The following is a 17,064-nucleotide window of genomic DNA, read 5'->3' on the forward strand; positions in this document are numbered from 1 at the left end:
CGATGGTCGGGAGATCCATCGACGCATTGGAGTGTGCGCGCATGCGAGCAAGAGCAGCCCGGGCCGGCGCGGTGTTGACCATGTCCGCGATCATGACCGCCGGGCTCGGGGCCCTGGCCTCGCCGGCCTCGGCTCAGGAGTCCGGCCTGACCTTCTACAGCGGGACCTTCACCACGGCTGTCCTGAACGTCCCGGCACCGACCGGCGGCTGCGCGCCACTGCCCTCGACCGCCGACAGTCATGTTGGTTGGAGCGGCTTCCGGGACGTCACCTTCTACCGGACCGCGGACTGCTCCGGGCAGGCGACGGGTGTGGGCACGCTGCGGACCTATCCTGCCGGGCAGTACACGAGCTTCCGCGCGATCTGAGCGACCGACCGCGTTCCCGGGACGGAGCAGACGTTGACGGTACGCCCCGTCCCGGGCCGGATCGACGACGCCCGGTTGACCTTCGAGAAGATGCGCACCTACAGCAACCCGCTCGGCCTCTACTCCGAGGAGATCGCGCCGACCGGTGAGCAGATCGCCAACTTCCCGCAGGCGTTCAGCCACCTCTCGCTGATCAGCACGGCCGCCCACCTCGACGATCTGCTCGACCAGCAGGGCTGACCGGACCGGTCAGAACAGCGTCAGCGGCTCGACCGGGATCGGCTCGGGCAACGGGTCGAGCCCGGGCACGCGCGCCCGTACCTCGTCGTGGAACTGGCGGGCGAGCACCGGCGCGTCGGCGTTGTCCGGGGTATGGATGAACATCGTCGGCGAGCGCCCCTCGCGTAGCCAGGTGACGGTCACGTCGATCCAGCGCTGCCACCCCTCGACGGTGCGCGTCGAGTCGTCGCGACCCAGGTAGCGGACGATCGGCCGGTCGGTCAGCGCGAGGGACCGGAACGGCAGCCGCGGCTTCTTGGTCCAGGCGTCCCGCTCCGCGTCGCTGGTCGGCCGGCTCGCGAAGAAGGCGGTGGTGTCGAAGGGAATCCATTCGGCGTTGGCGGCGGCGAGAGTCGCCCCGAGCAGTCGGGCCGCCTGGGCGTCGGTGAAGAACGCGGGATGGCGGACCTCCACCGCGTACCGGTGAGACCGCGGAAGCTGTTCCAGGAAACGGCCCAGGGCCCGGACGTCGGCGGGCGCGAACGAGCCGGGTAGCTGGACCCAGAGGGCGTGGGCGCGCGGGCCGAGCGGCTCGATCGCGTCCAGGAAGGCGCGCAGTGGTTCGCCGACGTCGGTGAGCCGGCGTTCGTGCGTGATGACCTTGGGGAGCTTGAGGACGAACCGGAAGTCGGGATCGGTCTGGGCGGCCCACGAGGCCACGGTGTCCCGGGCCGGGGTCGCGTAGAACGTGGTGTTGCCCTCCACGGCGTCGCACCAGCTGGCGTAGTGCCGTAGGCGCTCCGCGGGTGGCAGCCGGTGGCCCGGCCACGACCGGTGACTCCACATCGCGCATCCCACGTGCAGACGCATGACCGCCCTTCCCGCCGGTGACCGCGCTCGACCGGCGCCCACCGTATACCGGCCAGCGGATCCGGCCGGGCCCGCGGTGTGGCAGGTAGGGTCCGACGCCATGCGTGTGCTGTTCGCCAGTCTTGCGTCCGTCGGCCACACCTATCCGCTGATCCCGCTGGCGATCGCCGCCCGGGATGCCGGTCACGAGGTCCACTTCGCGGCCGGTCCGGAGGTGCACGCGCCACTCGCCGCGCACGGCCTGCGGCCGTTCCGTCCCGGCGACGCCTTCTACGAGGTGTACGCCGAGGATCTCGCACCGGAGTTGGCGCGGCTGCGACCCGATCTGGTGGTGCACGAGTGGGGGCTGCCGGGGGCGGCGGTGGCGGCTCACCGGGCCGGCATTCCGGGCCTGTGGCACGGGTTCGGCCGGATGTTTCCCGAGGGCATCGGCCTGGAACTCCCCACCAGGAACGCCGAGGTCGTCGGTCGGCCGCACCTGGACATCTGGCCGCCCTCGCTCCAGGACAGGGACTTCCTCACCACTGAACCTCGGATCGAGCTGCGACCGGTCGCCTTCTCGACAGCGGCCCCGCTGCCAGAACGGGTGAGCCGTCGAACGTCCCGACCGTCGATCTACCTGACCCTCGGCACCGCGTTCGGCACGCCGGAGCTGCTGCGTACCGCCATCGCCGGGCTGGCGACGCTGGACGCCCAGGTGGTGGTCGCGGCGGGCCGGGTGCCCCTGGAACAGTTGGGCGAGATCCCCGACCACGTCAGCGTGCACCCGTGGGTGTCGCAGGCGGAGCTGCTGCCGCTCGTCGACCTGGTGGTGCACCACGGGGGCAGCGGGACCACCCTCGGCGCGCTCGCGGCGGGCGTACCCCAGTTGATGATGCCGCAGGGAGCGGACCAGTTCGCCAACGCGGAGGTGCTCACCGCCGCCGGGGTCGCCCTGCGGCTCCTTCCCGGGCAGGTGGATGCGAGCGCCATCGCCGAGCAGGCTCACCGCCTGCTCCCGCAGCATGGCAACGCCGAGCAGCGCGACGCGGCCCGCGCGGTCGCCGAGGAGATCGCCGCCATGCCGTCTCCGGCGGCCGTCGCCCGGCGCCTACCGGAGTACGCCGCCTGACAGTGGACAAGTCGTCAACTCCAGGTTGACGCGACGGATGTGTCAACTTATGGTTGACGCATGACGGAACCCAGCCAGATGAGTAACACGCTGAAGCTCGACGACCTCATTCAGTCGATCAAGCAGCTGCACACCGACGCGCTCGACCAGCTCACTGACGCGGTGCTCGTCGCCGATCATCTCGGTGAGGTCGCCGATCACCTGATCGGGCACTTCGTCGACCAGGCCCGGCGCTCGGGCGCCTCCTGGACCGACATCGGCCGCAGCATGGGGGTCACCAAGCAAGCCGCCCAGAAGCGCTTCGTGCCGAAGGCGACCGACGCGGCCGCGCTCGACCCCAACGCCGGCTTCGGCCGGTTCACCCCTCGCGCCCGCAACGTGGTGATGGCCTCGCAGGAGGAGGCCCGTGCCAGCGGCAACGCCGAGATCGGCCCCGAGCACCTGGTGCTGGGCCTGCTGGCCGAGCCGGAGGGGTTGGCCGCCAGGGTGATGGCAGGTCGCGGCGCCACCCCCGAGGCGGTACGGGAGGCGGTCGGTGCCGTCCTCCCACCGCGGGCCGAGCAGGTCCCGGACCTCGTCCCGTACGACGCGCGCGGCAAGAAGGCGTTGGAGCTGACCTTCCGGGAGGCGCTGCGCCTCGGGCACAACTACATCGGCACCGAGCACCTCCTGCTCGCCCTGCTGGAGCAGGAGGACGGCGCCGGTGTGCTCACCAACCTCGGCCTGGACAAGGCGACGGTCGAGGCCGACCTGGCCGCCGCCCTCGCCGCCGCCGTCGGAAAGAAGTGAGAACCCGGGGTCAGGACGCCTCAGGAAAGCCGTAGCGCAGGGCGTGCTCCGGGTCGGCCGGGTCGATCTGGCGCACGCCCGCGTCGGCGAGGCGCTTGTTGACCTCGTCGAGCTGCTCACGCACCAGGCGGGCCTCCTCCTCGGTGACCCGACCCCGGTGCGGCCTGCCGGCGTGTGCCAGCGTGCCGTAGTCGATCTTCTCGGTGCTCTTGCGGGCCTTGGGTGGGCGGACCCGCTCGGCCGTCTTCAACAGCTGCGCCATCGGCACGTCGGTGGCCATCGCGTCGAACTCGCTGGCCGTCAACACCACCCGTCGGGGCTCGCCGCCACCGTGCCGGTCGTGGATCTCCACGACCGCCACGTCCAGCGCGGCGTCGTCGATGTTCTCCACCTCGCCCGGGGTGGCGTCCAACTGCACGGGCCCGGCGACCAGGTCCGGGTGCTCCAGCACGACGACGCGCACCACCTCGTTGTCCTGCTGTAGAACCGTGCCGGTGAAGTCGGAGACGTGGATCGTCTTCTTGCCCATGCGCGGAGCTTCTCCTGTCGTAGGCCGGGATGACGGACCACAAGAAATTACCCGACAGGTGTGCGAAAGCTGCCGCTGGACCTCCTCCGGTGTGTCGCCCCGGGCGACCGTCAGAGGCTTTCCTTCGGTGCCACCCCACTCGGTGGGCTGGCCGGTGACAGGGTCAGTGGGTGTTCAGGCGGTGCCGACTGGAGCTGCCGACGGCCAGCTTGTTCAGCCCGGCCCACGACAGGGCGCCGCCGCCGATCGTCCGCGGGTTCCGGTAGCGCGGCTGAGGCGGATTGCCTCCGACGGCCTCCGCCGCCTGCCAGAGTCGCTCGGGGTCCTGCTGGTAGTGGTCATTCGGCTGAATCGGCATGCGTTCACCGTCCCAAACAAAGGTGTCCAGGTATGGAAATACATATGACGGTCGATTCGTGCGGTTGGTTCCCGTACCCCTGGCCCGCTCGGCTCTGACGTATCCTGCGCCCGGCCCTGCCGTCCGGCGTACGGTGATCCACGACGGGTCGGGTGACCGGGAGGTGCGCATGCTCGACCGGCGACTTCACCTGCACCTGGCCACCTGGCTCGGCCAGTGGCCGGCCGGGCCGGGGTTGCACGTGGTCGCCTCGCAGCGGCGAGCCGAACCGGCCTGGGATGGCCGGCTGCGCCCCGCGCTCGCGGTGGACACCGGGCAGAGCGCCGTGCTCTCCGTCGCGCCGGACCGCGTCGCGGCGATCCGCGCGTTGATCAGCCGTACGCCGGCTCGTTTGCTCGCCGCGCTGCCGCAGGCCGTCGGCCGGCCCGAATGGTGCGTACACGACGGACCCTTCCGGTGGAGCGTGGCACCCGCGCCGCTGCCCGACGTGGGGGAGTGGACCGCGCCGACCGCTCCCGGGCTGCCGCCGTGGCTGCGACTCTTCGACCGGCCGGTGCTGGTGGTCCGTGACCCGGACGGCGCCTACCTGGCCGGTGCCGGGATCAAACGGCACGACGCGTACGGGCACGAGTTGGCCGTCGGCACCGTGCCGGCCGCCCAGGGGCGCGGCCTCGCCCGTCGTCTGGTGGCCCAGGCGGCGCGGCGGGTGCTCGACGAGGGGGCGGTGCCCACCTACCTGCACGAGCGGGGAAACGACGCCTCGGCCCGGGTCGCCGAAGCCGCCGGTTTCCCGGACCGGGGCTGGCGCGCGTACGGGGTCTATCCGCGCTGAGCGGGCATTGGGCGCGGACCGTGGATCCCGGGCCGGATCCACGGTCCGCAACCTCCCCCCAGGCCCCGATTCCGGGTGTAACGGCCGCCGCCGTGGGCGAGTCGCTACGTGTCGATCACGCTACGTATCTAACCGGCTCGGGGCAAGGCTGAAGCTGTCGGTTCGGAGTGTCGAAAAGTGGACTTGACCTGCTCCTTCGCCGGTCGAGGGGTGCCGGCCGGATCAGTGACGGAGCGTGCGAGTCCGGCCGGAGAACGCCGTGGTCAGCCGGCCAGGCCCAGCGCCTCGGCCGCCGCGCGACCGTTGGCGTGGCTCGCGCCGTAGGTGGTGACGAAGGCGCGGACGCCGGCTGGCCGCCACTGCGCCGGCCAGCCCATCTCCACCACGGTCACCGGGTGCTGGGCCGCCAGGTCGGCGATCAGCTCCGGGCCACCGGGCAGGCGGTGCAGGTGTCGCCCGACCAGCACGATGGGACGGTCGCCGGCCAACCCGCGCAGCGTGGCCGGGTCGGTCTCGCTGGCGATCACCCGGATCTCCGGCACCCCGTCCAGGTGTGGACCGAGGCCCCACGGCACCCGGCCCTCGGCGATCGTCGACTCGGTGTGCAGTTGCACCACCAGTGGCTGGTCCAGGCCGGTGAGCAGGCCGTCCACCCGGACCGCGCGGCGCGCCGCGGCGTACCCCAGCTCGGTGTTCTCGCTGGCCGGTGACCGGCCGGCGGCCCGGGTCCAGGCGGCGAGGTCGGCGGCGCGGCCGGCCGCCTCCTCGACCCGCGCTTTCGCGAGCCGGCCGTCGGCGAGCGCGTCGACGATCTCGGCGGCCACCCGTTCGACCAGGTCGGCGTCGACCTTCGCGCCGATGCAGAGCAGGTCGGCGCCCGCGCTCAGGGCCCGGACCGCGGCCGGCCCGACCCCGCCGGCGGCCACCGCGGCGCCCTTCATCTCCAGCGCGTCGGTGATGACGGTGCCGGTGAAGCCGTACTCGGTGCGCAGCAGGTCGACCAGGACGGCCCGGCTGAAGGTGGCCGGGTCGGCGCCGGTGAGCGCCGGCACCCGGATGTGCGCGGTCATCACGGCGCGCGCCCCGGCGGCGACGACGGCCGCGAACGGCGGCAGGTCCCGCTGGCGGAGCAGGCTCAGCGGAGCGTCCACGGTGGGCAGCTCGTGGTGGGAGTCGGTGACGGTGGCACCGTGCCCGGGGAAGTGCTTGGCGCAGGCGGCCACGCCGGCGGCCTGCAACCCGGCCACGGCGGCGGCCGAGTGGGCGGCCACCCGCACCGGGTCCGCGCCGAAGGACCGGGTGCCGATCACCGGGTTGTCGTCGGCGGTGTTGACGTCGACCGTGGGGGCGAGGTTGACGGTGATGCCGAGCGCGGCCAGCTCGGCACCGATCGCCTGGTAGACCCGTCGGGTGAGGGCCACGTCGCCGATCGCCCCCAGGGCGGCGTTGCCGGGGTACGGGCTGCCGGTGGCGTGCGCCAGCCGGGTTACGTCGCCACCCTCCTCGTCGATGGCGATCAGCGCGTCCGGCCGACCGGTGCGCAGCGCCGCGGTGCTCGCCGCCACCTGCGCGGGGTTGTGCACGTTGGTGCCGAACAGGGTGTGCCCGGCCAGCCCGTCGGCCAGCAGGTCGACCGCCCAGTCCGGCGGGACCGGTCCCGGGTACGCGGCCAGCAGCGTGCCCAGCGCCAGCCGGCGCAGTCCTGGATCCAACCCCACGTGATCTTCCCCCTTCGGTGCCCCGCGGGTACGAAACGTCGTACCGGTGGTGGTCTTGGCCCTGCCGAGTCGGCGGAGCGTCCCACCGCCGGGTGGCCGTTACGCTACGGCTACCCGTTCGCAGGTCGGTTTACAGTTAGCAAAGTTTACTAAAACTAGAGGACGTGTCATGAGTGCGACCCGGCTGCCCGGCACCCCCCGCCTGTTGCGGGCGCTCAACGACCGTGCCGCGCTGGAGCTGCTCCTCGAACGCGGCCCGCTGACCCGGGCGCGACTCGGCGAGCTGACCGGGCTGTCTAAGGTCACCGCCTCGCAACTGGTCGAGCGGCTGGAGGAGCGCGGCCTCGTCGCGCGGGTCGGCGAGCAGGCCGGCGGGCGAGGGCCGAACGCCCAGCTCTACGCCGTCCGCCCGGGTAGCGCGCACGTGGTCGGCGTGGACGTCGGGCCGGACCGGGTGGTCGCCGCGTGCGCCGACATCACCGGTGCGGTCATCGGCCGGGTGGAGCAGTCGACCCGGGACACCGACGACCCGGTGGGCGTGGTGCACAACGCCGTGGTGCAGGCGGCGAGCAGCGCCCAGGCGCAGCTGAGCAGCGTACGGCGGATCGTGCTCGGCACGCCGGGCCTGGTCGACCCCGGCACCGGCGACATCACCTTCGCCTTCAACCTGCCCCGCTGGCACAGCGGTCTGCTCGCCGCCCTGCGGGACGACCTGCACACGCCGGTGGTCTTCGAGAACGACGTCAACCTGGCCGCGGTGGCGGAGGCGCAGTCCGGTGCCGCCCAGGGGCTGTCGGATTTCGTGCTGGTCTGGGTGGGCGCCGGCGTCGGCCTGGCGATCATGCTGGGCGGGCGGCTGCACCACGGCAGCAGCGGTGCGGCCGGCGAGATCGGCTACCTGCCGGTGCCCGGCGCGCCCATCCCGCGCGACGTCTCCCGGCGCGCCAAGCCGGCCTTCCAGCAGCTGGTCGGTGCGGACTCGGTGCGCGCGGTGGCCCGCGAGCACGGTTACCCGGACGCCGACGCCGCCGAGGCGGTCCGGGCGGCCGTCGCGGCGGGCGCCGACGGCGGTCCGATGCTCGACGAGCTGGCCCGTCGGCTCGCGCTCGGCGTGGCCAGCACCTGCGTGGTGCTGGACCCACCGCTGGTCGTGCTCGCCGGCGAGGTGGGCCAGGCCGGTGGCGCGGCGCTCGCCGACCGGGTGCAACAGGAGGTCGCGGCGATCACCCTGGTCCAGCCGCGAGTGGTGCCGACCGGGCTGACCGAGGAGCCGATCCTGCACGGCGCGCTGCGCACCGCCCTGGACGCGGTGCGCGACGAGGTGTTCGGCTCCACCGTCGGCTGAGCCCGCTGCGGCGGTCATGTGAAGGAATACTTCACCGCGCGTCCGCACGGTGCAAGCTCTTGCCACGCGCCGGCCGTACCCCGTCCGTCGGGCCGCCCGGACTCGGGCGACCCGACGGGACCTCGACTCAGATCAGGTCGCGGCGACGGAACACGGCGAACGCCGCCGCGGTCAGCCCGCCAGCGAGCACGAGCAGCACCAGCAGCGACGCCTCCCAGGTAATCGTGTAGAACGCGTCGCAGTCGAGGCCGGTGCTGCCCATGCAGAGCTGTTCCTCGTAGAACCGCGCATCGCCGTTGAGCCACGCCCCGATGTGGCTGGAGAGCATGAACAGGTCCGGCTTCCGCGCGTCGACGATCTCCAGGACCAGCCGGGCGCCCAACTCCCAGACCACCGCGTACGCGGCGAACGCGCCGAGCGCCGCCGACGTGTGCCGACCCAGCGTGGCGATCGCGAAGCCCAGCGCGGAGGCCAGCAGCACCAGCACCAGGCCACGGCCGTGCACCGCGCCGAGCGAACGCCAGAAGTCACCGTCCAGCCGGCCCGGCAACCCGGCGGCCTGCCCGATCACCCAGAACGTGGCGAGGTAGGCCACCGACGCCAGCAGGGCCAGCACCAACACCGTGCCGAGCAGGGTGCCCAACTTGGCCGCGAGCACCGTCACCCGGCGCGGTCGCCAGAGCAGCAGGTTCACTACGCCGCCCGAGGTCAGGTCCGCGCCGATGTAGGAGGCGCCGACCAGGAACCCGAACAGCACCAGGAACGCGATGAGGAAGTACAGCAGTGGCTGTGCCTGCTGAGCGAAGTTGAACACCCCCGGCAGGAAGTCGGCGGCGATCGGCAGCCGGTCCTGCAGGACCGGGTCGAGCTGCGCACAGTCGGCGGGGAGGTAGAGCCCGCCGTCCTCCGTCGGGAGCGCGCCACCCCGGCGGGCCAGGCACTCCCGGTACGAGGCCTCCATGCTCTGTCGCGCCTCGGAAGCCTGCGCCTGGGCCCGGTTCAGCTCGCTCGCGGTCGGCTTGTGGGAACCGGCGAGCGTGGTCGCCGCCGTGACTGCGAACGCCAACACCAACAGGACGACCATGAGCTGCACGAAGCGACGCGCGGACAGTCGCTCCAACTCGGCACGCACCAGGTTCACGCGTCCACTCCCCGATCGAGGTTGATCACAGCTTCGCCCTGCGGCACCGACGAGTCGTCGATCTGCCGGGGCACCGACGGATGCTCGTACGCGCCGGTCAGCTCCAGGAAGACGCTCTCCAGGTCCGGCCGAAGCGGCGTCAGCTCGCCCACCCACAACCCCTGCTCACCGAGCACCCGGCTGACCATCGTCGGGTCGCTCACCCCGCCCACCACCAACGCGTCACCGTCCACGACCGCCGTCAGCTCGGCCGCGTGCAGCAGCTCGACGGCCCGCTCCGGCTCGGCCACCCGGACCAGGAACTCGTGCCGGTCGTGGCCCGCCAGCACCTCGTCCACCCGACCGGTCGCGACCCGCCGACCCCGGGAGATGATCGTGACGTGGTCGCAGATCAGCTGGATCTCGCCCAGGATGTGACTGGACACCAGCACGGTCACCCCGCTGGCCGCCAGCGACCGCATCAGGTCCCGCATCTCCCGGATGCCCGCCGGGTCCAGCCCGTTCGCCGGCTCGTCCAGGATGAGCAACCGCGGGTCCTTCAACAGCGCGGACGCCACCGCCAGGCGCTGCTTCATGCCCAGCGAGTAACCCTTCACCCGCTCATCGCCCCGGTCGTGCAGGCCCACCAGATCCAGCACCTCGTCCACCCGCGAGACCGGCACTCCACCAGCGCGGGCCAACAGCCGCAGCGTGCGGTAGCCGGTGAAGTTGCCGAAGAACTGCGGGCTCTCCACGATGGCGCCGACCTGGCCCGCCACCCGGGGCAGCAGTTCCGGTGACGGTTCGCCGAGCACCGTCATCCGGCCACTGTCGGCGCGTACCAGCCCGAGCAGGGCCCGCAGGGTGGTGGTCTTGCCCGAGCCGTTGGGGCCCAGGAAGCCGTGGACCTGGCCCGCCTCGACCAGCAGGTCGAACCCGTCCACCGCCACTCGTCGGCCGCTGCGCAGGCTGTGGAAGGTCTTGCGCAGACCCTCGATCTCGATGACCGCGCTCATCCGCGCGGCTCCGTACGTCGGCGGGGCATGGGCCGTCCTTCGGGTTTGGTGATCAACGACACGGCGCTTCACCCTATGGCCGAGGTGCCGCCCATGGGGGGCACCCCGGCGCTGCGTGGTTGGATGGAGCGGTGACTGGTGACCTGATCCCCGGCGCTGCCGGCGCCGCGCCTGCCGCCGCTTTCGTGGACCCGGATCTGGTGGTCAGCCTCGACGGCGTTGGCGTACGCCGCTCTGGCACCGCCCTCCTACAGGACCTGACCTGGCGCGTCGAACTGGACGAGCGGTGGGTCGTGCTCGGCTCCAACGGCGCCGGCAAGACCACACTGCTCAACCTCGCCGCCGGCCGGCTGCACCCCACCACGGGTGTCGCGCACGTGCTCGGCGAGCGGATCGGGCGCACCGACGTCAACGAGCTGCGTACCCGGATCGGGCTCACCACCGCCGCGGTCGCCGAGCGACTGCCCGCCGACGAGCGGGTCAGCGATGTGGTGGTGACCGCCGCCTGGTCGGTGGTCGGCCGCTGGCGGGAGAACTACGACCGTGGCGACGAGGCGCGGGCGCTGGCACTGCTGAGTCAACTCGGCGTCGGTGGCCTCGCCGAACGCCGCTACGGCACGCTCTCCGAGGGTGAGCGCAAGCGGGTGCAGATCGCCCGTGCCCTGATGACCGACCCGGAGCTGCTGCTGCTCGACGAGCCCGCCGCCGGGCTCGACCTGGGTGGCCGGGAAGACCTGGTCGCCCGACTGGCCGAGCTGGCGCACGACCCGGACGCCCCGGCGATGGTGCTGGTCACCCACCACGTCGAGGAGATTCCGCCCGGGTTCACCCACGCGCTGCTGCTGCGCGAGGGTGGGGTGGTCGCTCAGGGCCTGCTCGCCGAGACGCTGACCGGTGACAACCTCTCCAAGACCTTCGGGCTGCCACTGGTGGTCGAGCGGTCGGGCGGCCGCTTCACGGCTCGCGCCGCCTGAGCGTCGGAAAGGCGGAGCCGACCGTGCCGCAGACCCGGGTTGCCGTGGTGGGCAGCGCCAACATGGACCTGGTCGCGATGGCACCCGCGCTGCCGCGACAGGGCGAGACCATGCTCGGCACCGACTTCGTGATGGTGCCCGGCGGCAAGGGCGCCAACCAGGCCGTGGCCGCGGCCCGGGCCGGCGCCTCCTGTGCCTTCCTCGGCGCGATCGGCTCGGACGCCTTCGGCGTCACCCTCAAGGCCCGCATCACCGCGGCCGGCGTGGACACCAGTCAGCTGCGCGTGGTCTACGGCGCCTCCGGGGTGGCGCTGGTGATGGTCAACGTCCAGGGGGAGAACGCCATCGTGGTCACCCCCGGCGCGAACGACGCCCTGGTCGGCCTCACCGAGGAGGAGCTGGCCACGGTCCGCGGGGCGGACGTCCTGGTCGCCCAACTGGAGATCCCGGTGCCGACCGTGACCGCCGCCGCGGTGGCCGCCCGCGAGGCCGGCACCAGGGTCATCCTGAACGCCGCCCCGGCCCGGGACCTCCCGCCCGAACTGCTCGCCGCCGTGGACCTGCTGGTCGTCAACGAGGGCGAGGCGCAGGCCCTCGCCGGTCGAGGCCGGGAGGAGCCCCGCGCGCTGCTCGACCTGACCCCTCGGGCCGTGCTCACCCTCGGCGGTGAGGGCGCCTGGTACGTCGACCGGGACGGCGCCGAGGTGCACGTGCCGGCGGTACGGGTCGACGTGGTCGACTCCACCGCCGCCGGTGACGCGTTCACCGCCGCGCTGGCCGTCGGCTGGGGCGAGGGGCGCGACCTGGTCGACGCGGTGCGCTGGGCGTCGGCGGCCGGCGCTGCCTGCGTCCGCAAGCTCGGCGCCTCGGTGGCGCTTCCGCAACGCGCCGAGATCGACGAACTGTACGTACCGGGCTGACCGCCGCCTGCTCAGCCGACGGGCTCGTCGGCGAGCTTCTCGCCGCGTCGGCGCAGCATGCCCAGCCCGGGGATGCCGGCCACGGCGAGCTTGAGGTCGCGGGTCACGTCGAGCAGGTCGTGCAGGTCGGGCCCGACCCGGTCCAGGGTGGCCAGGATCGGCAGGATGTCCGCCGTCAGGTGTTCCTTGAGTTTGGGCAGCTCGTCGATCAGGTGGATGGCCGCGCTGATCTCCTCGTGACTCAGCTCCTCGACGAACCGCCCGGCCATCGGCGCGGCCCGGCGCAGCGCCGGCTCGTACGCCGCCAGCAGCTCGGCCGCCGTGGCGGCGGCCTCCGTCGCGGTGCCCACGGTGGCGGTGGCGCGGCCCGCGACCCGGTCGGCAGCGGCGACCACGGTGCCCGCCGCCCGGGAGACCCGGTCGGCCTCGGCGACCACCACGGCGGCGGCGGTGGCCACCTCGGTGGCGGTGTCGATGGCGGTGGTCGCGGCGGCGCTGATGACAGCAACCTCGCGGACGGCCACCTCGGCGTCGGTGAGCACCTGGTCGGTCCGGTCCAGGGTCGTCTCGATCCGGTCGACCACGCCGTTGATCCGGGCCAGCAGCGCCTCCACCCCGTCCAGCACCGCGAACGCGCGGGCGGGCACGGCGGCCATCGAGGCGGCCGAGCCGAGCGCCTGGTCGAGAGCGGAGCGGGTCAGGCCGACCACGGCGGCCGGGGTGGGGAGGGGAATCGCCATGGGGTCAAGTGTGCGTCGGCCGCGCCATAACCGCCCGACGGAGCCGGTCAGCGTGAGCGCCGGCCGCCGGCGTCTGCGCGGGCAACCCGCAGCGCCCACCAGATCAGCGGCACCTGCAACGGCACCCGACCGTAGGCGATGGCCCGCTTCGTCGGGCGTCGGTGCCGCCAGTCCACGGCCATCTTCACGTTCGCCGGTAGGACGGCGACGAAGAGGGCGGCGGCCGCCCGACCGCCGGCCGCCCGGGTGGACGGTCGTGCCACCGCCGCCGCCACCGCCAGCTCGGCCACCCCGCTGGCGTACGTCCAGAAACGGGCCGGGCCGGGCAACGCGCGCGGCACGATCGGGTCGTAGACACCGGGGCGCAGCAGGTGGGTGACGCCGGCCGCGGCGAGCAGGCCGGCCAGGGCGACGGCCTCGCCGCGACGGGTGGTCATCGATGGTCCCCCTGCTGTTCGACGGCGCGCTGCACGGCCCGGTAGATTTGCCCGAACCGTAGCGCGTCCGGGGTGCGCACCAGCAGATCCTCCCGACCGTGGTGCTGCACCCACAGCTCGTGCACGTGGCTGCCACGTTCGTAGGAGCGGTCCAGCCAGCCGAGGGGGATCTCCAAAAACGGTGCCAGCGCGAGCGCCCCCACCGCGCAGGCGGCCAGGATGATCAGCGCCAGCTGCCAGTTGCCCCGGTCCTGAGCAGACCACGCCAGTGACACCACGCAGACCACGGCGACCAGCGGCGGCAGCGAGAGCAGCAGGACCAGGACACCGCGCCCCAGCACACGGCCGCGTACGGCGAGGGTCTTCGGCCCCCGGTCGTGCCAGACGAACGTCACGTCGGACAGGGCGATCACGTGCCCGCCCGCCCGGATCGACTCGGAGGTCACCTGCACCGCGTCGTCCCGGTAATAGAGGGTCATCACTAAGCCTAACCACCGTCAGGCAAACCCGCCTGCCTCGGAGCTCGGCTCTCTCGGCCCTCGTCGCTCGGCCTTCGTCGCATCCGACGGGGCCGTTCAAGGCTGGGGTGGTGCGGCGTGGAAGAAAGCAGGGTGGCTAGCGGCGGTTGCCGGGGCGGGCCGGTTGGCCGTGCTCGACCGCGCGCTGCACCGCCCGGTAGATCTGCCCGAAACGTAGCGCGTCACCGGTGCGCAGCAGCCGCACCGGTTGGCCCCGCCAACGGGCCCAGATCTCCAGTTGGCGGCTGCCCCGCGCGTACGAGCGGTCCAGGTGTTCGAAGAGGAAGTCGGCGACCGGGCCGACGGCCAATCCGACCAGCACCGACGCGCCGACGATCGCGATCGTCACGGTGGGTGAGCGGTGCAGCCACACGGCCACGCCGATGCCCAGCACCGCCGCGACCAGTGGACCGGCGAGCGCGGCGCCGATGGCACCCCTCCCCACCAGCACCCGCCAGGAACGGGTGCCCCGGCGGTGCCAGATCATGGTGATGTCGGCCAGCGCGTAGCTGCGACCGTCGACGCGGACGGTGCTGGAGGTGACCTGCACCGACCTGTCGTCGTAATACGTGATCATGGCTGGACTCCCGCCCACGGGGCTGACACCACACTACTTACCCAAACGAGCCGGGTCGTAAGGTTGGCACGCGACTTCGACGAGGAAGTGAGGGCAGCGTGGGCGAGTTCGTTCGGCTGGAGACCAAGGACGGCATCGGCACGATCCGGCTGGAGCGGCCGCCGATGAACGCGCTCAACACCCAGGTGCAGGAGGAGTTGCGCGCCGCCGCCGCGGCGGCCACCGCCGATCCCGAGGTCCGCGCCGTCATCGTGTACGGCGGGGAGAAGGTCTTCGCGGCCGGCGCGGACATCAAGCAGATGGCCGAGATGTCCTACGTGGACATGGCCGACCGGGCCGCGAACCTGTCCAGCGCGCTCGGCGCGATCGCCCGGATCCCCAAGCCGGTGGTCGCCGCGATCACCGGGTACGCCCTCGGTGGTGGCTGTGAGCTGGCGTTGGCCTGTGACTGGCGGGTGGTTGCCGAGGACGCCAAGCTGGGCCAGCCGGAGATCAAGCTGGGCATCATCCCGGGTGCGGGCGGCACCCAGCGGTTGGCCCGTCTGGTCGGCCCGGCCCGGGCCAAGGACCTGATCATGTCGGGGCGGATGGTGGACGCGCAGGAGGCGCTGCGGATCGGCCTGGCCGACCGGGTCGCCCCGGCCGCCGAGGTGTACGACGCGGCCGTCGCGCTGATCACGCCGTACCTGACCGGGCCGGTGCAGGCGCTGCGCGCGGCGAAGCTGGCCGTCGACGGCGGCCTGGACATGGATCTGAACTCGGGCCTGGCCTGGGAGAGTCAGCTCTTCGCGGCGCTGTTCGCCACCGACGACCGGCGGGAGGGCATGGCTGCCTTCGTCGAGAAGCGCAAGCCGGGCTTCACCGGCCGTTGATCCGTCGCTCCCCGGCTCGACGGCCGTTGACCTCGGCAACGTCCAGTGGCCGGGGCCACGGTCGAAGGGCCAAGTGACTGGCCGGTAACCTGTGATCCCGGCCACGGACGATGGGAGCGACATGACGGAGCGGATCGAGGGTCACGGCGGCGAGTTGGCGCTCGCGGCACTACGCGCGCACGGCGTACGGGAGATGTTCACGCTGTCCGGCGGGCACGTCTTCCCGCTCTACGACGCCGCGTACAAGACCGACTTCCCGATCTACGACGTCCGGCACGAGCAGTCCGCGGTCTTCGCCGCCGAGGCGGTGGCCAAGCTCCAGCGCCGCCCCGGCCTCGCCGTGCTCACCGCCGGGCCCGGCGTCACCAACGGCATCTCCGGCATGACCAGCGCGTTCTTCAACGCCTCGCCGGTGCTGGTGCTCGGGGGCCGCGCGCCCGCGTTCCGCTGGGGCTCCGGCAGCCTCCAGGAGATGGACCACCTGCCGCTGGTCGCCCCGGTCACCAAGCACGCCGAGACGGTGTTCAGCACCGACGACATCCCGCGTGCGGTGGGTGCGGCGCTGCACGCCGCGCTCACCCCGCACCGCGGCCCGGCCTTCCTCGACTTTCCGCTGGAGACGGTCTTCTCGGTCGCCGAGGCCGAGCTGCCCACCGTGACGGGTGTCGACCCGATCGCGCCGGACCCGGAGGAGGTCGGACGCGCCGCGCTGCTCATCGCCGGTGCGCAGCGGCCGGTCATCATCGCCGGCTCCGACGTGTACGCGGGTGATGCGGTCGCCGCGCTGCGCGAGGCGGCCGAGGCGTTGCAGGTGCCGGTATTCACCAACGGCATGGGTCGCGGCTCGCTCCCGCCGGAGCACCCGCTCGCGTTCGCCAAGGCCCGCCGGGCCGCGCTCTCCGGCGCCGACGTGGTCGTGGTGGTGGGCACCCCGCTGGACTTCCGGCTCAGCTTCGGTGACTTCGGTGAGGCCAAGGTGGTGCACATCGTCGACGCGCCCAGCCAGCGGGCGACGCACGTGCAGCCGGCCGTCGCCCCCACCGGCGACCTGCGCCTGATCCTCTCCGCGCTGGCCGACCACTCCGGTGACCGGGCCGACCACGCCGACTGGATCGCCGACCTGCGCGTCGCCGAGGACGCGGCGAAGGCTCGGGACGCCGCGGAGATGGCCGCCGAGACCGACCCGATCCGCCCGGCCCGGATCTACGGCGAACTGCGTCGGGCGCTCGCCCCGGACGCGATCACCATCGGCGACGGCGGCGACTTCGTGTCGTACGCCGGGCGGTACCTGGAGCCGGCCCAGCCCGGCACCTGGCTGGACCCGGGCCCGTACGGCTGCCTGGGCACCGGCATGGGTTACGCGATGGGCGCCCGGGTCAGTCACCCGGACCGGCAGATCTGCGTGCTGATGGGCGACGGCGCGGCCGGCTTCTCGCTGATGGACGTCGAGTCGCTGGTCCGCCAGAAGCTGCCGGTGGTGATCGTCGTCGGCAACAACGGCATCTGGGGGCTGGAGAAACACCCGATGCGGGCCATGTACGGCTACGACGTGGCCGCCGACCTCCAGCCGGAGCTGCGCTACGACACGGTGGTCAGCGCGCTCGGCGGGGCGGGGGAGACGGTCGCCAAGGCGGCCGACCTGGGCCCGGCCCTCCAGCGCGCGTTCGACTCCGGAGTGCCGTACCTGGTGAACGTGCTCACCGACCCGACCGACGCGTACCCCCGGTCGTCGAACCTGGCCTGAGTCGCAC

Annotated in this window: 19 protein-coding genes and 1 pseudogene; 10 read left to right on the forward strand and 10 right to left on the reverse strand. The window is 72.7% G+C overall.

Translation table 11 applies throughout. The annotated features are described in order from the left end of the window. The first annotated feature begins 41 nt into the window (after positions 1-41). Both AC5L30_RS18495 and AC5L30_RS18500 read left to right on the forward strand, forming a co-directional pair. Entirely contained in the window at positions 42-368 is a 327-nt protein-coding gene (locus AC5L30_RS18495; protein WP_494868673.1) for a hypothetical protein, read from the forward strand. Next, positions 369-608 (forward strand): annotated as a pseudogene (locus AC5L30_RS18500) (glycoside hydrolase family 15 protein); the annotation flags it as partial. It lies immediately after the preceding gene. 9 nt (positions 609-617) lie between these two features. Here the strand turns inward: AC5L30_RS18500 and AC5L30_RS18505 are convergent. Next, positions 618-1,457: a DUF72 domain-containing protein gene (locus tag AC5L30_RS18505; RefSeq protein WP_494868674.1), complete on the reverse strand. Its 840-nt coding sequence runs from the start codon at positions 1,455-1,457 to the stop codon at positions 618-620. Positions 1,458-1,557: 100 nt separating this feature from the next. On the opposite strand from AC5L30_RS18505, the gene AC5L30_RS18510 reads away from it, so the two are divergent. Both AC5L30_RS18510 and AC5L30_RS18515 read left to right on the forward strand, forming a co-directional pair. Next, positions 1,558-2,568, forward strand: coding sequence for a glycosyltransferase (locus AC5L30_RS18510; protein ID WP_494868675.1), 1,011 nt, complete (start codon positions 1,558-1,560; stop codon positions 2,566-2,568). Positions 2,569-2,628: 60 nt separating this feature from the next. After that, positions 2,629-3,357: a Clp protease N-terminal domain-containing protein gene (locus tag AC5L30_RS18515; protein WP_494868676.1), complete on the forward strand. Its 729-nt coding sequence runs from the start codon at positions 2,629-2,631 to the stop codon at positions 3,355-3,357. Between the two features lie 10 nt (positions 3,358-3,367). Here AC5L30_RS18515 and AC5L30_RS18520 read toward each other — a convergent pair whose 3' ends face one another. Both AC5L30_RS18520 and AC5L30_RS18525 read right to left on the reverse strand, forming a co-directional pair. Beyond that, positions 3,368-3,886, reverse strand: coding sequence for a hypothetical protein (locus AC5L30_RS18520; RefSeq protein ID WP_494868677.1), 519 nt, complete (start codon positions 3,884-3,886; stop codon positions 3,368-3,370). Between the two features lie 163 nt (positions 3,887-4,049). After that, positions 4,050-4,244: a DNA repair protein gene (locus tag AC5L30_RS18525; RefSeq protein WP_494868678.1), complete on the reverse strand. Its 195-nt coding sequence runs from the start codon at positions 4,242-4,244 to the stop codon at positions 4,050-4,052. Between the two features lie 169 nt (positions 4,245-4,413). On the opposite strand from AC5L30_RS18525, the gene AC5L30_RS18530 reads away from it, so the two are divergent. Then, positions 4,414-5,076 carry a GNAT family N-acetyltransferase gene (locus tag AC5L30_RS18530; protein WP_494868679.1) on the forward strand — a complete coding sequence of 221 codons (663 nt, stop codon included), beginning with the start codon at positions 4,414-4,416 and terminating at the stop codon, positions 5,074-5,076. Positions 5,077-5,339: 263 nt separating this feature from the next. On the opposite strand, the gene AC5L30_RS18535 is transcribed toward AC5L30_RS18530, so the two are convergent. Next, positions 5,340-6,794, reverse strand: a complete 1,455-nt coding sequence (locus AC5L30_RS18535; RefSeq protein WP_494868680.1) for a glycoside hydrolase family 3 N-terminal domain-containing protein — start codon at positions 6,792-6,794, stop codon at positions 5,340-5,342. Between the two features lie 169 nt (positions 6,795-6,963). Here AC5L30_RS18535 and AC5L30_RS18540 point away from each other — a divergent pair, with 169 nt between their 5' ends. Continuing rightward, positions 6,964-8,139, forward strand: coding sequence for an ROK family transcriptional regulator (locus tag AC5L30_RS18540; RefSeq protein WP_238659066.1), 1,176 nt, complete (start codon positions 6,964-6,966; stop codon positions 8,137-8,139). A gap of 127 nt (positions 8,140-8,266) precedes the next feature. Here the strand turns inward: AC5L30_RS18540 and AC5L30_RS18545 are convergent, their stop codons facing one another. Both AC5L30_RS18545 and AC5L30_RS18550 read right to left on the reverse strand, forming a co-directional pair. Next, complete coding sequence (locus AC5L30_RS18545; protein ID WP_494868681.1) at positions 8,267-9,280, reverse strand: ABC transporter permease subunit; 1,014 nt, start codon at positions 9,278-9,280, stop codon at positions 8,267-8,269. Continuing rightward, positions 9,277-10,275: an ABC transporter ATP-binding protein gene (locus AC5L30_RS18550; RefSeq protein ID WP_494868683.1), complete on the reverse strand. Its 999-nt coding sequence runs from the start codon at positions 10,273-10,275 to the stop codon at positions 9,277-9,279. The genes AC5L30_RS18545 and AC5L30_RS18550 overlap by 4 nt, the downstream gene beginning before the upstream one ends. Before the next feature lie 131 nt (positions 10,276-10,406). On the opposite strand from AC5L30_RS18550, the gene AC5L30_RS18555 reads away from it, so the two are divergent. Together AC5L30_RS18555 and AC5L30_RS18560 are read left to right on the forward strand one after the other, a co-directional pair. Continuing rightward, a complete protein-coding gene (locus AC5L30_RS18555; RefSeq protein ID WP_494868684.1) occupies positions 10,407-11,249 on the forward strand; it encodes an ABC transporter ATP-binding protein in 843 nt (280 codons plus the stop codon). A gap of 23 nt (positions 11,250-11,272) precedes the next feature. Further along, complete coding sequence (locus AC5L30_RS18560) at positions 11,273-12,169, forward strand: ribokinase (protein ID WP_494868685.1); 897 nt, start codon at positions 11,273-11,275, stop codon at positions 12,167-12,169. Between the two features lie 11 nt (positions 12,170-12,180). Here the strand turns inward: AC5L30_RS18560 and AC5L30_RS18565 are convergent, their stop codons facing one another. From AC5L30_RS18565 to AC5L30_RS18580, 4 genes are all read right to left on the reverse strand, one after another. Continuing rightward, entirely contained in the window at positions 12,181-12,909 is a 729-nt protein-coding gene (locus AC5L30_RS18565; protein ID WP_494868686.1) for a hypothetical protein, read from the reverse strand. 47 nt (positions 12,910-12,956) lie between these two features. Next, on the reverse strand, positions 12,957-13,346 hold the full coding sequence (locus tag AC5L30_RS18570; protein ID WP_494868687.1) for a DoxX-related protein: 390 nt from the start codon (positions 13,344-13,346) through the stop codon (positions 12,957-12,959). Next, complete coding sequence (locus tag AC5L30_RS18575) at positions 13,343-13,825, reverse strand: DUF6232 family protein (protein ID WP_494868688.1); 483 nt, start codon at positions 13,823-13,825, stop codon at positions 13,343-13,345. Before AC5L30_RS18575 ends, AC5L30_RS18570 begins: the two co-directional genes overlap by 4 nt. A 136-nt stretch (positions 13,826-13,961) precedes the next feature. Further along, positions 13,962-14,441, reverse strand: coding sequence for a DUF6232 family protein (locus AC5L30_RS18580; RefSeq protein ID WP_494868690.1), 480 nt, complete (start codon positions 14,439-14,441; stop codon positions 13,962-13,964). 98 nt (positions 14,442-14,539) lie between these two features. Between AC5L30_RS18580 and AC5L30_RS18585 the strand changes: the two genes are divergently transcribed. After that, positions 14,540-15,313, forward strand: coding sequence for an enoyl-CoA hydratase/isomerase family protein (locus tag AC5L30_RS18585; protein WP_494868691.1), 774 nt, complete (start codon positions 14,540-14,542; stop codon positions 15,311-15,313). Positions 15,314-15,434: 121 nt separating this feature from the next. Then, positions 15,435-17,057: an acetolactate synthase gene (locus AC5L30_RS18590; RefSeq protein WP_494868693.1), complete on the forward strand. Its 1,623-nt coding sequence runs from the start codon at positions 15,435-15,437 to the stop codon at positions 17,055-17,057. The last annotated feature ends 7 nt before the right edge of the window (positions 17,058-17,064 follow it).

The organism is Micromonospora sp. BQ32, assembly GCF_059358895.1.